The organism is Bacillus thermozeamaize, assembly GCA_002159075.1.
GTDB classification, from domain to species: Bacteria; Bacillota; Bacilli; order ZCTH02-B2; family ZCTH02-B2; genus Bacillus_BB; species Bacillus_BB thermozeamaize.
In genome coordinates this window covers 1-15,252 of record LZRT01000130.1, presented here as the reverse complement: position 1 = coordinate 15,252, position 15,252 = coordinate 1, and the positions used below count along the sequence as shown (strand labels likewise).

General features: G+C 54.7%; 13 protein-coding genes. 10 read left to right on the top strand and 3 right to left on the bottom strand.

Features of this window, described 5'->3' with window-relative positions:
- Positions 1 to 6 precede the first annotated feature (6 nt).
- Complete coding sequence (locus BAA01_00865) at positions 7 to 393, bottom strand: hypothetical protein (protein OUM84405.1); 387 nt, start codon at positions 391 to 393, stop codon at positions 7 to 9.
- 245 nt (positions 394 to 638) lie between these two features.
- Here BAA01_00865 and BAA01_00860 point away from each other — a divergent pair, with 245 nt between their 5' ends.
- The 9 genes from BAA01_00860 (at position 639) to BAA01_00820 (ending at position 10,526) form a co-directional block, all read left to right on the top strand.
- The gene (locus tag BAA01_00860; GenBank protein OUM84433.1) at positions 639 to 2,402 is read left to right on the top strand and encodes a hypothetical protein; all 1,764 of its coding nucleotides are present in this window, start codon (positions 639 to 641) and stop codon (positions 2,400 to 2,402) included.
- Between the two features lie 13 nt (positions 2,403 to 2,415).
- Positions 2,416 to 3,471, top strand: coding sequence for a hypothetical protein (locus tag BAA01_00855; GenBank protein OUM84432.1), 1,056 nt, complete (start codon positions 2,416 to 2,418; stop codon positions 3,469 to 3,471).
- A 43-nt stretch (positions 3,472 to 3,514) separates the two neighbouring features.
- Positions 3,515 to 3,805 (top strand): hypothetical protein, encoded by a 291-nt coding sequence (locus tag BAA01_00850; GenBank protein OUM84404.1) that lies wholly within the window; start codon positions 3,515 to 3,517, stop codon positions 3,803 to 3,805.
- Positions 3,806 to 3,832: 27 nt separating this feature from the next.
- Complete coding sequence (locus BAA01_00845) at positions 3,833 to 4,513, top strand: geranylgeranylglyceryl/heptaprenylglyceryl phosphate synthase (GenBank protein OUM84431.1); 681 nt, start codon at positions 3,833 to 3,835, stop codon at positions 4,511 to 4,513.
- Between the two features lie 95 nt (positions 4,514 to 4,608).
- The gene (locus BAA01_00840; GenBank protein ID OUM84430.1) at positions 4,609 to 6,822 is read left to right on the top strand and encodes an ATP-dependent DNA helicase PcrA; all 2,214 of its coding nucleotides are present in this window, start codon (positions 4,609 to 4,611) and stop codon (positions 6,820 to 6,822) included.
- A 3-nt stretch (positions 6,823 to 6,825) separates the two neighbouring features.
- Positions 6,826 to 8,847 carry a DNA ligase (NAD(+)) LigA gene (locus tag BAA01_00835; protein ID OUM84403.1) on the top strand — a complete coding sequence of 674 codons (2,022 nt, stop codon included), beginning with the start codon at positions 6,826 to 6,828 and terminating at the stop codon, positions 8,845 to 8,847.
- A gap of 16 nt (positions 8,848 to 8,863) precedes the next feature.
- Entirely contained in the window at positions 8,864 to 9,922 is a 1,059-nt protein-coding gene (locus tag BAA01_00830) for a hypothetical protein (GenBank protein ID OUM84402.1), read from the top strand.
- Positions 9,919 to 10,182, top strand: coding sequence for a hypothetical protein (locus BAA01_00825; GenBank protein OUM84401.1), 264 nt, complete (start codon positions 9,919 to 9,921; stop codon positions 10,180 to 10,182). Before BAA01_00830 ends, BAA01_00825 begins: the two co-directional genes overlap by 4 nt.
- Positions 10,183 to 10,223: 41 nt before the next feature.
- Positions 10,224 to 10,526, top strand: coding sequence for a thioredoxin (locus BAA01_00820; protein OUM84400.1), 303 nt, complete (start codon positions 10,224 to 10,226; stop codon positions 10,524 to 10,526).
- A gap of 90 nt (positions 10,527 to 10,616) precedes the next feature.
- Here the strand turns inward: BAA01_00820 and BAA01_00815 are convergent, their stop codons facing one another.
- Together BAA01_00815 and BAA01_00810 are read right to left on the bottom strand one after the other, a co-directional pair.
- Positions 10,617 to 11,516 (bottom strand): hypothetical protein, encoded by a 900-nt coding sequence (locus BAA01_00815; GenBank protein ID OUM84399.1) that lies wholly within the window; start codon positions 11,514 to 11,516, stop codon positions 10,617 to 10,619.
- A gap of 10 nt (positions 11,517 to 11,526) precedes the next feature.
- Entirely contained in the window at positions 11,527 to 12,591 is a 1,065-nt protein-coding gene (locus BAA01_00810) for a hypothetical protein (GenBank protein OUM84398.1), read from the bottom strand.
- Between the two features lie 513 nt (positions 12,592 to 13,104).
- Between BAA01_00810 and BAA01_00805 the strand changes: the two genes are divergently transcribed.
- Complete coding sequence (locus BAA01_00805; protein ID OUM84397.1) at positions 13,105 to 14,940, top strand: glutamine--fructose-6-phosphate aminotransferase; 1,836 nt, start codon at positions 13,105 to 13,107, stop codon at positions 14,938 to 14,940.
- Positions 14,941 to 15,252: the final 312 nt, after the last annotated feature.

Sequence of the window (15,252 nt, the reverse complement as noted above, 5' to 3'; positions counted from 1 at the left end):
GGCCGTTCATTGCAATGGGCGTGGTTTTCCAAGTTGTCTTGCCCGAATCGACTTGCCGGCGCTGTGCCCGAGGGGGCGAGGCGCACCCTGGTGTTGCGCAGATTGGCGCTGTTCTTCTTGAACCTCTTCGCCGAACAGCAACGAGGCCTGCTGTTTTCCGGGATTTTTCCAGCGGATGGTGATTCCCTCCGAATTCATGTTGAAGGCGAACAGCATCGGGCAGAAACGGGTTATGCCCTCGGCCACTTTCATGGCGCTCATCCAGAGAATGAAGCGGGTAAAGCCGCTGGATCGGTACGGCAAGCGGGCCATCCGGCTGATCGACCAGGCAAGCCCGGCCAGGCCCAAGGTGATCCGAAACAGGGCATCCCAGGTGCCGACGTTTTTTCTCAAGCCATATCACCTCTTTCCATATGAAAATGTCATCGGCAAAATGTCATAGGCGGCAGGAGCGGAACAATGACAAGCTTTAGTATATCCGCTTTATACGTTTCTATTGCCGTCCGACACGGCGGAAGGTTGTCTATACGGACCGTAAAATCCTGTGGTAAGATGATTGAAACCAGAAAATAAGAAACAGTGGATGACAGGAGGGTTCCCGATTGACACAGCAGATTCGGCCATTGAGCGGATCCGAGATGCAAAAACTGATCGCGGTAGCCAAGCGGGAACAGGCGGGGGATGTGGTGATTCAACACGCCACCTTGATCAACGTCTATACCAATGAACTGATGGAGGCCCATATTGCCATCAGCGGCAAGCATATCGCCTATGTGGGAAGCGAGCTGCCTCCCTGTTCAGACCATACGTTGGTCATTGACGGCCGGGGGTATGTCTTGAGTCCCGGTTATTTTGAGCCGCATGCACATTCCACCCTGTTCTTCAATCCGGCAACCTTTGCCGAGAAGGCGCTCAGGCATGGGACGACGGCGATTGTGCATGACAATCTGGAGCTGTTCATGCGCCTCGATGAGGAGCAGTATCTTGAAGCCCTTGATGCATTCGCCAAATTCCCTGTAAAAATGTTCTGGGGAGCCCGTCTGGATGCCCAGACGGCCAACGATGAAATGGTTCGGCGTTTTGCCCCTGAAAGGATCAGGCGGCTGCTTGCTCACCCCTTCGTCCTGCAGGTGGGCGAGCTGACCGATTGGCCCAGGCTGCTTGCCGGGGATGAACAGATGATTGAAAATGTCCTTTCGGCCCAATCGTTCGGGAAGCGGGTGGAAGGACATTTTCCCGGCGCCTCCGGGGGGACCTTGAATGCAGCTGCGGCCGCAGGGGTACGGGCCTGTCACGAAAGCATCCGGAGCGATGACGTCATTCAACGGCTGCGTTTGGGGATGTATGCCACGCTGCGGCTCAGTCCCATCCGGCCCGATTTGCCCGAATTGGTTAAGGGGCTGTTGAAGGAGAACATTTGCTGGAGCAACCGGCTGATGATGACCACGGATGGCCCGACACCGCCGATGCTTGAAAAAGGGCTGACGGATTATCTGTTGCGGGAGGCGATGGAGGCCGGCCTGGAACCCATTACTGCGTACCGGCTTGTCACGCTCAATCCGGCCACGTATTATGGATTGGACGGCGAGTTGGGCGGCATTGCCCCCGGCCGGTTGGCTGACATTCTGTTTCTTCGGGATCTCCGCCAGCCGCGGCCGCAAAAGGTCATGGCAGAAGGGAAGATGGTCGCCGAGTCGGACAAACTCAACGTGGAACTTCTGTTGCCGGAAGTTATCCGTGTCGCCAGCAGCGGGAAATATGGCCCAAGGAAGGTGGAGGAGTCCCTGTTCCGATTGCCTGTCCGGACGGCTCAGGAACAGATGGAATTTCCGGTCATTCAGCTTCGCGATGCCGTAATCACCACCGTTCACATGGAAACTTTTCCGGTCCGGTCTGGCCAGCTGGATTGGACGTCCAATGAAGGGCTCGTCCTGGCCAGTCTCATTGACCGGCAAGGCCGTTGGGTCTGCAACGGCTTATTGCGGGGATTTGCCCGCCAACTGGACGGCCTGGCCGCTTCCGTGGCAGTGGGCGGCGATTTGCTGGTGCTCGGCCAGGATACAGCAGCCATGGCCAAGGCCCTCCGCCGCCTGCTGGAACTGAAGGGCGGCGTCGTCCTGGTGGATCGCCAGCAGGTGAGCTTTGAAATCCAGCTGCCGATTTATTCCTCGATGAGTCCGGAACCGTATGACGTGATTGCAGCGGCGGCAGGCCAGTTGTACCGGCACTTGCGCGAGGCCGGGTATGTCCATCTCGACCCGGTGTATTCCTTGATGTTCCTGCCGGCCACCCATCTCCCCTATGTGCGGCTGACGCCGCAAGGCATCTATTCGGTGAAGGAACGGCAGGTTCTGTACCCGTCCATTTCTCTTGACCATGAAGGTGAGAACGATGATTTGTAATGGGAATGAGCGGATCGTCCGCTGCCTGAAATGGGGCATGATAGCGTTCCTCATCGCTTTGACGGCAGGTTGCGGGTATGTGCAGCCGGAACCGAAAACGCCGCCCCCGGCACCCCTGCCGGAAGACAAGAGTCCGCAAGAGCAGCCCATCACCGCGCCGCTAACGGGTCTGCCGGCCGATGCGCCGGTCGATGAACGGGTGGTGGCGGTGATGATCGAAAACCATAACCAGGCCCGGCCGCAATCCGGGTTGGACAAGGCGGATTGGGTATTTGAGGTCCTGGCCGAAGGATGGATCACGCGTTTTGTCGCCATCTATCAGAGCCAGAAGCCGGAACGGTTGGGACCGGTTCGGAGCGTACGCCCCTATTTTATTGACATCGCCGAGGGAATGAATGCGGTGTTGGTTCATGCGGGCGGTTCAACAGAAGCGCTGGCACGGTTGAAGCAGACCAATTACGAGCACCTGGATGAGATTTATAATGCGGGACGCTACTTCTGGCGGGAAAAGTTTCGCCGTATGCCGCACAATTTATACACCGACATGACCCGCTTGCGCGAGGCGATTGCAGACAAGGGATGGGAAACCAAGGCAGGCGCGCTGCCACAGTTCCATTTTCTCCAAGATGAGGAGGTTCGGGATGGGCAGCCTGCAACCCGCGTAGAGATCACCTACCATCGCACTTATGATCTAGCTTACGCATATGATTCCGGGCGTCGTCAGTACATGCGGGAGACAAAGGGAAAACCGCACCGTGACATGGAGACAGAGGAGCAATTGGCGGTCACCAATCTGATTGTGATGGAAGCGCCGCATCGGATCGTGGACAAGGAAGGACGGCGCGAGGTCATCCTGACCGGCCAGGGGGAGGGGATGCTGTTTCAGCGCGGAATGGCCACCCCGATCCAGTGGCACAGGAAGCAGGGAGAGTTTTTTGTCTTCACCGATGCAGCTGGAGAACCGATCCGGCTTCTTCCTGGAAATACTTGGGTCAACATCATTCCAGACAAGCCCGGCATGCAGGCGTCGGTTAACATTGTGGATGGCAGCGAAAATTTAACGCAGTGATGTTATAATGGATCAAAGCACTCCGTCTTAGGAGGGATCTCGCATGCCACTCGAGAAATTGAAAGACCCATTGATCGATCAGTTGTTCCAATCGGTTCTCACATTGAAAAACCTGGAGGAATGTTATCTCTTTTTTGATGATCTCTGCACCGTGAATGAATTGAAATCTCTGGCACAGCGCCTGGAAGTGGCTCGCATGTTGCGCAAAGGACATACTTATAATCAGATAGAACGGGAAACGGGAGCCAGTACTGCCACCATCTCCCGCGTGAAACGGTGCCTGAATTACGGAAATGACGGGTATAAATTGGTACTGGAACGAATCGGGAAGTAGATTGGGGCGTCGGAGCGGTTGAAACAGATGATCCAGTCGTGGCGGCACGTGTTCAAGTTGGATCCGGACCGTTTCCTCTCAGAGGAAGCGTTGGATGCGATTTGTACCTCGGGTACGGATGCCGTGATTGTCGGCGGCACCCAGAATGTCACTTATGAGAATACGGTGGAATTGCTTGCCCGGGTCCGCCGGTATGAAATCCCTTGCGTTCTGGAGGTTTCCTCCAGCGAAGCGGTCGTTCCCGGTTTTGATCTATACCTGCTGCCGATGGTTCTCAATGCCGGTGACCGTCATTGGCTCATTGACGCTCACCTGGCTGGCTTGAAAAAGTATGGAAGTCTCATTCCTTGGGATTTGGTGGTGGTGGAGGGGTATCTCGTCGGCAATCCGGACTCGGCGGTAGGGCGGTTGACGGAAAGCCGAACCGCCCTCTCGCCTGAGGAAGTTCAGGCGTATGCCAGGCTGGCCGAACACCTGTTCCAATTGCCGGTTTTTTACATCGAGTTCAGCGGGAAATTGGGCAGTCAGGCCTGGCTGGAAGCCGCCCGGCCCATTTTGCGGCGGAGCCGCCTGTTTTATGGCGGCGGAATACGCACGGCAGAGGCGGCGGCGCGATTGGCTCAGTGGGCCGACACGATTGTGGTCGGCAACGCCATTTATGATGATCTTCAAGCAGCCCTGTCGACACTGCGGCCTTTCAAGAGGTAGCATAGTACTGAAAGGGATTGCTGGAAAGGAAGAAGGGTGAGATGAGGCAACGATCTCAGGCAGAAGAGCGCGGCTCTGCTGATCAGGATGGAAAGATGCACCGGCTGTTGCAAGGGTTGAACGAGGAGCAGCGGCAGGCGGTCCAGACGACGGAAGGCCCTTTGCTGGTCCTGGCAGGTGCCGGCAGTGGCAAGACGCGCGTGCTCACTCACCGGGTGGCCTACCTCATGGAAGTGAAGAAGATCCTGCCTTGGAATATCCTGGCCGTTACCTTTACGAACAAGGCGGCGCGCGAGATGCGCGAAAGGGTCGGACAGCTGGTGGGCCCCATGGCTGAGGAGATGTGGATTGGGACGTTCCACAGTGTGTGTGTGCGGATTTTGCGCCGCGAAAGCCACCATCTGGGGTATGCTCCTGCCTTTTCCATTCTTGACACCCAGGACCAGCTTGCGGTGGTCAAACAAGTCCTGCGGGAACTGAACCTGGATCCCAACCGTTTCGAGCCGCGAAGCCTCCTGGCGGCGATCAGCCATGCCAAAAACGAGCTGCTGACGGCGGAACGTTATGAGGCGCAGGCAGGCAACCTTTTTCAAAAAACGGTTTCCCGTGTATACCAGTTGTACCAACGCCGCCTGGCAGCAAACCAGGCGATGGACTTTGACGACCTGATTTTGCTGACGGTCCGCCTTTTCCAGGAAAATCCTGAGGTGCTGGAGGCGTACCAGCGCCGCTTCCAGTACATCCATATCGATGAATACCAGGATACCAACCGGGCCCAGTACCTGCTGGTGCGAATGCTGGCCGAGCGGCATCAGAATATTTGTGTGGTGGGAGATGCCGATCAGTCCATCTACCGCTGGCGCGGGGCGGATATGGGCAACATCCTCAACTTCCAGGAAGACTACCCGCAGGCCACTGTGATCAAGCTGGAGCAAAACTACCGTTCGACACAGCACATCCTGGATGCGGCCAACCATGTCATCGCCAACAACCGCCAGCGCCAGGAGAAGCGGCTCTGGACGGCCAATCCCAAGGGAGAATTGATCCATCGGCTCATTGCAGAAGATGAACATCAGGAGGCTTCGTTTATCGTCGAGGAGATCAGGCGGCAGGTGGGCGCGGGCCGGAAATACGGCGATTTTGCCGTCCTTTACCGGACCAATGCCCAATCGCGCGTCCTCGAGGAGACGCTGATGCGGGAAGGGCTGCCGTACCGGATGGTGGGCGGGATGCGGTTTTATGAACGAATGGAGATCAAAGACCTGATCGCCTATCTTCGCCTGGTGGTCAATCCTGAGGATGAGTGGAGTCTGGAACGGGTGATCAACGTTCCGAAACGGGGGATCGGCGCTACCAGCCTGGAGCGGTTGAAGTCGTATGCAGCGGAGCGTCAGGTCTCCTTGTACGAAGCGTTAAAGGAACCGGAGCGGGCGGGTTTAAGCGGAAAGGCTGCCCGCGCGGCAGCCCAGTTCGCCGCTTTGATCGCCGAATGGCGGCAGATGTCCGAGTATTTGAGCGCCTCCGAGATGATCGAGGAAGTGCTTGCGCGAAGCGGATACCGGGAAAGTCTCGCGCAGCAAAACACCATTGAGGCGGAAGGACGGCTGGAGAATATCCAGGAATTTATCTCGGTGGCTGTGGAGTTTGAGGCCCGTAACGAAACGCGAACGTTGCTTGATTTTCTCACGGAACTGTCGCTCATGACCGATCTGGACACGCTGGAGGAACAGGATGTGCAGGACGCTGTCGTCTTGATGACGCTCCACAGCGCAAAGGGACTGGAGTTTCCGGTCGTTTTTCTCTGCGGCATGGAAGAAGGGATCTTTCCCCACAAGCGGGCGCTGGATGACGAGGAGGAACTGGAAGAGGAACGGCGCCTGGCTTATGTCGGCATTACACGGGCGGAAGAACGGCTCTACCTGACCGCCGCCCGCAGGCGGATGATCTACGGGCAGGTCATGCACCATCTGCCTTCCCGCTTTTTTGCGGAGATCCCGGCCCATTTGCTGCATGATCGTTCGGATGATGGCCGCTCAAAAGCGGAGCCGTCCGCCCGCTTTCGGTCCCGGGTCGCACCTGGTCTTTCTGTCCGGCAGGGAGGCGAAAGCGGCGCAGGGGAGAATTGGCGGGCCGGGGAGAAGGTGATCCATCACAAGTGGGGTCAGGGACTTGTCGTTTCCGTCCACGGTGAAGGGGAGGATACGGAACTGATGGTGGTGTTCGGGGAGCCGATCGGCATGAAGCGGCTGATGGCCCGATATGCCCCCTTGCAAAAGGTCAAGTCTGAAGATGCGGTGCGGGAGCGATGAACCATGAATCGAGAGATGGCGGCAGAACGAATCAACCAGTTGCGCGAGGAAATACACAAACACAACATTCACTACTACGTCCACGACAATCCCCAGATCAGCGATCAGGCGTATGATGCGCTGATGCAGGAACTGCTGGAGCTGGAACAGAAGTATCCGGAACTGATCACCCCTGATTCCCCCACGCAACGGGTCGGTGCGGCCCCGCTCAGCGGATTCGCCAAGGTCACGCACCGGACGCCGATGCTCAGCCTGAGCAATGCCTTTCAGGAGGCGGAGTTGCGGGATTTTGACCGGCGTGTCCGGAACCTGCTGCATGAGCCCGAGATCGATTATATGGTGGAGTTGAAAGTGGACGGCCTGGCCATCTCCCTTCGTTACGAGGAGGGCGTGTTCATTCAGGGGGCGACCCGTGGCGACGGGATGGTGGGGGAGGATATTACGCTAAACTTGCGCACCATCCGCTCCATCCCGCTGCGCTTGACAGAGCCCGTCAGCCTGGAGGTCCGCGGAGAGGTGTACCTGCCTAAGCACGAGTTTTTGCGGCTGAACGAGGAAAGGGAAAGCCTCGGTGAACCGCTGTTTGCCAATCCGCGAAACGCGGCGGCCGGTTCCGTGCGTCAGCTGGATCCGCGGATTACCGCCAAACGATCGCTGGACTGTTTCATTTACGGGGTTGGATATTGGGAAGGATCCACCTTGTCCCGTCACAGCCAGTCCCTAGAGGAGCTGCAGCGGTTGGGCTTCCGCGTCAACCGGGAGCGGCGGTTGTGCCGCGGCATCGATGAGGTCCTGCGTTATGTCCAGGAATGGACGGGAAGGCGCCACGAGTTGCCCTATGAGATTGACGGCATGGTCGTTAAGGTGGACCGTCTCGACTGGCAGGAGCGGCTGGGTTGGACCGCCCGCAGCCCCAGGTGGGCCATTGCCTACAAGTTCCCGGAAGAGGAAGCGATGACGCGGCTCGTCGAGATTGAGCTGAATGTCGGCCGCACCGGAGTGGTGACGCCAACAGCCATTCTGGAGCCCGTCAAACTGGCGGGCACGACCGTCCGCCGGGCCAGCCTGCACAATGAAGATTTGATTCGTGAAAAAGATATCCGGATTGGCGACGTGGTGGTGGTCAAGAAAGCGGGCGACATCATCCCGGAAGTGGTGCGTTCGGTGCCGGAGAAGCGGACGGGAGAAGAAAGGCCCTTCCGCATGCCCAGCCATTGTCCGGAGTGTCGCAGCCCGCTGGTGAAACTGGAAGGAGAAGTGGCCTGGCGGTGTATCAACCCCGAATGCCACGCCCACCTGCGGGAGGGGTTGATCCACTTTGCCTCGCGGAATGCGATGGATATTGGCGGATTGGGTGAGAAGGTGATCACCCAGTTGTTCGATGCCGGACTCTTGCGCTCGCCCGCCGACCTGTACACGCTGAAGGAGGAAGAGCTTCTCAAACTGGAGCGCATGGGCAAAAAGTCCGTGGCCAATCTCCTGGCGGCGATCGAACGCAGCAAATCCAATCCGCTCTCCCGCCTCATCTTTGCGCTCGGGATTAGGCACGTGGGCGAGAAAGCCGCCCGGACTTTGGCCGAGCATTTCGGCACGATGGAGCGGCTGCAGCAGGCCAGTGAGGAGGAGCTGCTCGCGCTCGAGGAGATCGGCCCCAAGATTGCGCAAAGCATTTGTTCCTATTTCTCGCAGCCCAGTGTGCAGGAAATGCTGGAAAAATTGCGCGCGGCCGGCGTCAACATGCGGCAGCCGCAGACAGTCCAGCCCAGCGCCGAAGAGAGTCCGCTGGCCGGCAAGACGGTCGTCCTGACCGGTACGCTTTCCTCGTTGACGCGTCAGGAAGCGACCCGTCTCATCGAGTCGTTGGGGGGGAAGGTGAGCGGTTCGGTCAGCCGCAAGACGGATTGGGTGATCTACGGCGAGCAGGCCGGCTCAAAGCTGCAACGCGCCCAGGAGCTGGGCATCCCCTTGATGGATGAGGAAACATTCCTGAAAACGATTGGTTATGCGAAAAAAGAAGACGAGTAATGAAGGAAGAAGAGCGATGAATAGCTTGCGCAGACGCCTTATTCCGTTCGCCGTTTTTTTCTGGTGCTTATCGCTTTTGACAGGGTGCCAGGTCAACCTCTTGCCGAATGAGGCAGAAGAGCCTGAAGCTACTCCCCGGATCATTTCACCGGCTGCCAATGTCAATGAAATTGCCTATCGCGGCGTGTTGCCCTACACCCCGGTCGCCTTTGCCGGGTTATCCAAATTGAATGATTTGCAAAAATCCCAGCTTGAGCGGACGATGATGACGAGAGCCACCGCCCATTTCCCGCCGGATAAGTACCTTTTTCAGGAGGGGCAGCTCATCAGCCGGGAGGAGGGCTCATCCTGGCTGAAGGAATGGGAAAGGATGCTGGGACATCCGTTTGTGCTCGGCTTTCTGGAGCATGATTATTTGACCGAACAGGGAGAGTTGGGGGGGATGGTGCTTGGCGTTGCCGTGACGAGCGGTTACACGCCGGTGGTCAAAGGGGCTCCCCAGTCGCCGGTTCGTTTTTCCGAAAATCAAATCCGGCAAATGAGTCAAACCGTAGCTGACGATTTGGTCGGCCGTCTTCGCCAGAAAGCCAATGCGCCGATTGTCGTCTTGATCGTGCTCCATGATCCTGACGAAGCTTTTGTACCTGGCGGCATGCTGATGGAAAGTGTTGCCAAAGAAGGGAGCCAAAAGGTCACCCAGTGGAATGAGGTGGCGGAGGAATGGATGTTGCTCCCACATCCGCGGGGCGGTTCAGGGGATCACCAGACAGCCATCAATACTTCGTTTAAGCAGCTGCAAGAACAAATCGAGGACTATTTCCCGCGTTTTGCGAGCGTGTCTGGAATGGCCCGCTTCCAAAAACAGCAGCTGGTTGAGTTGACAGTGGAGATCAATGCCGAGTACGATTCCCAGGAACAAATTACCCAGTTGGCGCAGTTTGTGATTGCCAAGCTTCCTGATGTGATCCCCAATCAAACGCAGGTGAACCTGTACATCCGTTCGTTGAACCAGCCTCAGGCCATTTATGTGCGCCAGGCCGACGGCACCGAGTTTTTCCATCTTTACCGGCAGTGATCCGGTTTACCAGCAGTGATCCGGAAGGATTTTTTCCCGCGGTGAGCGGGATATTTTTTTCTTTTGCGGGGATGCTTATAAAAAAACCTTATGATCTTGATTATTTTTCGTTATTCAAATATGATGAGGGTGTCAACGCCAATACCCAAGTGCAGGAGCTTTTGGCAGAAGTTCCTGCACCATTTCTATCTTCACGGCAACCGGCGACCCATCTGTGCGGTGCCAACTGGAAACCGGGAGAACCCGCATTGCAAGCATAAGTCGGTATCGATATTATTGATAATAAGGAGAAAAGGAGGGGCTGTTCATGAAGGAGTTAACTACGCAAACCTTTGACGATGCCATCCGTGAGGGAAAGGTATTGGTCGATTTTTGGGCGCCATGGTGTGGACCTTGCCGGATGCAGTTGCCGATCCTGGAGGAATTGTCGAATGAACTGCAGGAGGTCACCATCGCCAAGGTCAACGTGGATGAAGAAGCGACACTGGCCAGCCGTTTCGGCGTGATGAGCATTCCAACGCTCATCCTGTTTGAGAACGGGGAAGAGAAAGAGCGTTTTGTCGGGGTGCAATCGAAGGAAAAACTGGCAAAAGTCCTGGCATGAAGCATGCCGCCTTCCGCCATGTGGCGGCAGGCAGTCAGGAAACCTCGCCGATGGGATTCTGGATCTCCAGAATGCCGGAGGCGAGGTTTTTCATTTGTGGGCTGTTTCATCGTCATGAAAATGAATCAAGATGCCGGTTTTATCGTCCGCAGGCTTAAGCCGCGGGTAGGTAAAACAGGCCGGATCGTCCAGTTCCATGGCTGTCACTGTCTTTTCCAGCTGGCGGAGTCCGTGTTGAAACGCAAACCGTGCCGTTTCATCCCAAACCTTGAACCCGCTTCCTTCAATGTGGATCAGTTGAAGCCCGTCAGATAAAAGCAAGATCTTTTTTACGTGGAACAGATTGACAGATCCGTATTCAATATGGCGCGGCACCTCGTCACTGCCGTCCAACGCACAGTAGCCCTGCGGGGTGTTCAGTTTGTTCCGGTTTTCTTTCAAAACGGGTTTAATCTCTTCGCGAATTTTTTTAAATGCGCTGCTCATTTTTTCGGGTTCCCAATGATTAGGATTTTCCCCTGGTTGCAGCTTGCTGTCCCAGCGTTTTTTCAATTCGGCAATCGAACAGGCATCCAAGCGGAAAAGATGGTCGTGGGTCAAATGGCGAATCGTGCCGTCTTCATATTGGAGGAACAACATGCAATCGCCGGCATGGACATAATCCATCCTCCCGTCCCTTATTCGGATGGCTGCCATGCCACAAGAACTTCTTTTCTCTTTTGGGATTTCGCTGATGGAAGAAACACCGTATTCGTTGGCTGCAAGCGCGCCCAACGTTTGATTTCCCTTTAGAACCGATTCGAGCAATGAGTCAGTTGCGCACATCTTTTGCAAAGCGTTTTGGATCGTCTCTGCCGCCAGCTTCCCGGATAAGCCGTCCAGGCCGGTTGCGCCGTCAATGACCGCATAGACGCCTTTTTGTTCATCCGCTACGTAGGCATCTTCATTGACTTCATTGACACCTTTCAGATACACGATGTCTATCTTCATGCTTTTCCTCCTAAGAGAGCGTCATGTGGGAGATCAATCCGGCAGCAATCATGGCGAGTCCGAAGATACTGGCCACGATCAACTTCTTCAGTATTTTTTCGATATGGATAAAGAGAATGCTGAACGCTACATATGCCAATATCATAGAACCATTCAGGATCAGGATTAATTGTGCCGCCTCGGCAAACGAATGATTGCCGAGGATGTTGATGGATGTCAGGATAAAACTGATCAGGGCTGTGAAAAAGCCCAGAATTTGCAGGTTTTGCGTCTTGAGGTCTTCCAGCTTTTGGGTGGTCTGTTCCGCCTGGTCCTCAATCTTATGCTGTGCGGCTTTCAATGTCTCTTCCGTCTTCTTGATTCCCTCTTCCACTTTTTTGAACAATTCAAACGACTTGATCTGGGCCAGGTAGTTTTTATAATCGCTGATGCGGATGGAGTAATCGTTGGTTTGGTCGTTTTCCATATCAATGGCCTTCATGATGTATTTTTTGGCGTCTGAAAAATTGCCGTTTTGGGCGCAGATTCTTCCTTTGGTGCAGTAAAACTTGGCGTAATCGGGTGATTTGGCCAGGATTTTGTCGATGAAGCGGCTGGCTTCCCGAATATACTGCTCGTTGATTTCGATTCCCTCTTCTTGCGCCGTCACCACGCAGTCGCAAAAGCAGTGCAGGACGCCGATATGATCCGGGAGCGCTTCAATCGCTTGTCTTGAATACTCGATAGCCTGTTTGAGGGAGTTTTCATCCCCCATGGATTTGTGCAACAATGCCAGGATATGTAAGTGAAGCTTGAAATGGGTAAATTCATCTAAGTACTGATCCACCGTTCGTTTAAATTCGCTGAAGTTGTTTTGTCTTCGCAGGTAAAAAGTCAAGCCGAAAAAGGCGCGAAACCGGATCTCGGGATCGTTTTCATGGTTTAGAATATATTGGAGCTGTTCTTTGATGCCTGGTCCGCTCTGCGAGATTTTTTTCCCGATTCTTTCTTCAAAAGCCCGTTCCGTCGTGTCGGGCAATTTTTTTAAAAAATCCACCAGTTCCGCGATGTCACTTGCAGAAATGGAGACAGCCATCTGATCCTCCTGCGTTGAAACGATTTTTATAGATTGATTGTATCGATTATATCATAATGCCGGTGAGCCGGATGATTCCATGACATCCTTGTTCAAAGTTGTTCAAATCTATTACGATTGGCGGATGGCGGCACCATTTTCCCGGATGAAATCGGCGCTTTGCCGCTGCATATGCAGGTCATGTTGCTGCGTGTCTTGCAGGAGATGGGGCTTTGCATCCCCCCGGCAAGATTTTTGACGTGAGTGAATCCATAGCCTTGGTGATTCCGTATCCTTTTCGGTAAGGCGATCGAGCGATCGGGCGCTATTGACACGCTTGGCACTGTAACGTAGTATATTTCTAGGCAACGGTGCCCCTGTGGGATAGTTCTTTCTCACAGGGGTTTTCTGTTTGTTTTGGATGACGACTTAGGTACCATCATGACACCGATAAGGCATCCACATGACACCGGCAGCGGCGTTGCGGGATGAACCATTGGCCGGTGTCATGCGCGACAGTGAGGTGTGTGTGGGATGAGCGGTATTGTAGGTTATATCGGCAAGCGCAATGCGTTGCCTATCCTTTTGGATTGTCTGATGCGTCTCGATTACCGCGGTTATGATTCTGCCGGGGTAGCGATTTCAAATTTGCGGACCATCGAAGTGCGCAAGGAAAAAGGCCGGATTGAGGATCTGCAAGCTTTGCTGATGCTGGAACCGATCACGGACGGATGCCTCGGGATCGGACATACACGTTGGGCGACCCACGGCAAGCCGACCGCTGTCAATTCCCATCCGTTAAGCGACGAAAAGGGACGATTTTTTGTGGTGCACAATGGGATCATTGAAAATTATCCACAGCTGCGGAAGCAACTGATGGCCGCAGGGCACACATTTCAAACGGAAACGGATACAGAGGTGATCCCCCATCTTTTATCCCATTACGACACCGGCGATTTTGCAGAGACCGTGCGCAAAGTGTTGCCGATGTTAAAGGGATCGTTTGCCCTGGCCATCATGTCCCGGGAGCAGCCGGACACGATCATCGCGGTGTCCCAGGACAATCCGCTCGTCTTGGGATTTGGCAAAGGCGAAGCATTTCTTGCTTCTGACATTCCGGCGCTCGTTCCCTACACCCGTGAGATCCACCCGATTAAAAACGGGGAGATTGTCATTTTGACGCCAGGAAAAATCAGGGTGGAGACGTTGGAAGGGGAAACGGTTCAACCACAACGTACGCGTGTGGAATGGAATGAAGAGGATGTATTCTTGCAAGATTACCCTCATTATATGTTGAAAGAGATATTTGAACAGCCCAAGGCGATCGAAAAGACACTCGCGGGGCGCCTGACGGAAAATGGCGTCCGCATGCCGGAGTTGGATGCGTTTTTCGATGAGGAAAAGTTAAACCATATGTACAAGATTGAAATTGTCGGCAGCGGCACTTCCTATCATTCCGGGATGATCGGGAAGAAAATCATTGAACAAATGGTCGGGATCCCCGCGGAAGCATCCATTTCTTCCGAGTTTCGGTACGGCCACGGTCCGCTGGACGACCGTCATCTTGTGATCGTCTTGAGTCAATCGGGAGAATCGGCAGACACCTTGTCGGCGTTAAAGGAAGCAAAGGCAAACGGGTGTCCCGTCATCGCGATTACCAACAAGAGGCAGAGCAACGTTTCGCGCAAAGCGGATTGTACGATTTACACGGAAGCGGGACCCGAACTGGCGGTGGCTGCAACCAAAGCTTACACAACGCAAATCACGGCACTCATCTTGCTGGCGATCTGGTTGACAGAAAAGCGGAAAGGTCCGGGCATGGCAATGATTGCGGATCTTTTGACAGCTTTGCGCCGGTTGCCGGAGGATGTGGAGAAGACGCTCGTCATGACCCATGATGCGATTGATGAATTCGCGCAAGTGACCGATGATCAAAAGCATCTCTTTTTGATCGGACGCGGGCTGGATTACGTGTTGGCGCTGGAGGGGGCGCTCAAACTGCAGGAAGTGGCTTACCTTCACGCCGACGCCTATGCGGCAGGGGAGATGAAGCACGGGACGATGGCGCTGATCACTCCAGGCGTTCCCGTCATCGCCCTCGTGACACAGGAAGCGGTGAAGGACAAGACGATTAGCAACATCAAGGAAATCAAGGCGCGCGACGCATTTGTCGTCGGCATTACCACCGTTGGTGACGATGATGTGGGTGACGTGGTGGACGGGGTGTTGTATATTCCGAAGGCGCATCGTTTTTTGATGCCGGTTCTTGCGGCGATTCCGTTGCAATTGCTGGCTTATTATGCTGGTTCTGTACGCGGATACGACGTTGACCGCCCGCGGAACCTGGCGAAGAGCCTGACGGTGGAATAAGCAAGCCGGCCACTTTTCAAAACCGCAATGAAAACGATCGCTTTTCAGAAGATAAGAATTGTGATCGGTTAGAGTAAAATAATCATTGGCTAGCAGGCAGGAAAATCGCTTATAAAAAGCGAAAAGAGACCTGTCACACCCTTCAGCAAAGGAGGTCTCTTTTCGATGGAATTATTCAATTACATTTCCAGTCTAGCGCAACAAATCGTTGAGGGCAAGATCAATTTCATCCAATTGGAGCAAGAGATCTTTCGGATGGTGAAAGCGCTGGGCGCTCTTATCATGGAAAAAGTCATTGTTGAAGCGGACCAA

What these genes read in the sequence shown, in the direction of transcription:
- BAA01_00860 (OUM84433.1), top strand. Translation starts at nt 639, where the DNA reads ATGCAAAAACTGATCGCGGTAGCCAAGCGGGAACAGGCGGGGGATGTG.
- BAA01_00850 (OUM84404.1), top strand. Translation starts at nt 3,515, where the DNA reads ATGCCACTCGAGAAATTGAAAGACCCATTGATCGATCAGTTGTTCCAA.
- BAA01_00845 (OUM84431.1), top strand. Translation starts at nt 3,833, where the DNA reads ATGATCCAGTCGTGGCGGCACGTGTTCAAGTTGGATCCGGACCGTTTC.
- BAA01_00840 (OUM84430.1), top strand. Translation starts at nt 4,609, where the DNA reads ATGCACCGGCTGTTGCAAGGGTTGAACGAGGAGCAGCGGCAGGCGGTC.
- BAA01_00835 (OUM84403.1), top strand. Translation starts at nt 6,826, where the DNA reads ATGAATCGAGAGATGGCGGCAGAACGAATCAACCAGTTGCGCGAGGAA.
- BAA01_00830 (OUM84402.1), top strand. Translation starts at nt 8,864, where the DNA reads ATGAATAGCTTGCGCAGACGCCTTATTCCGTTCGCCGTTTTTTTCTGG.
- BAA01_00815 (OUM84399.1), bottom strand. Translation starts at nt 11,516, where the DNA reads ATGAAGATAGACATCGTGTATCTGAAAGGTGTCAATGAAGTCAATGAA.
- BAA01_00810 (OUM84398.1), bottom strand. Translation starts at nt 12,591, where the DNA reads ATGGCTGTCTCCATTTCTGCAAGTGACATCGCGGAACTGGTGGATTTT.
- BAA01_00805 (OUM84397.1), top strand. Translation starts at nt 13,105, where the DNA reads ATGAGCGGTATTGTAGGTTATATCGGCAAGCGCAATGCGTTGCCTATC.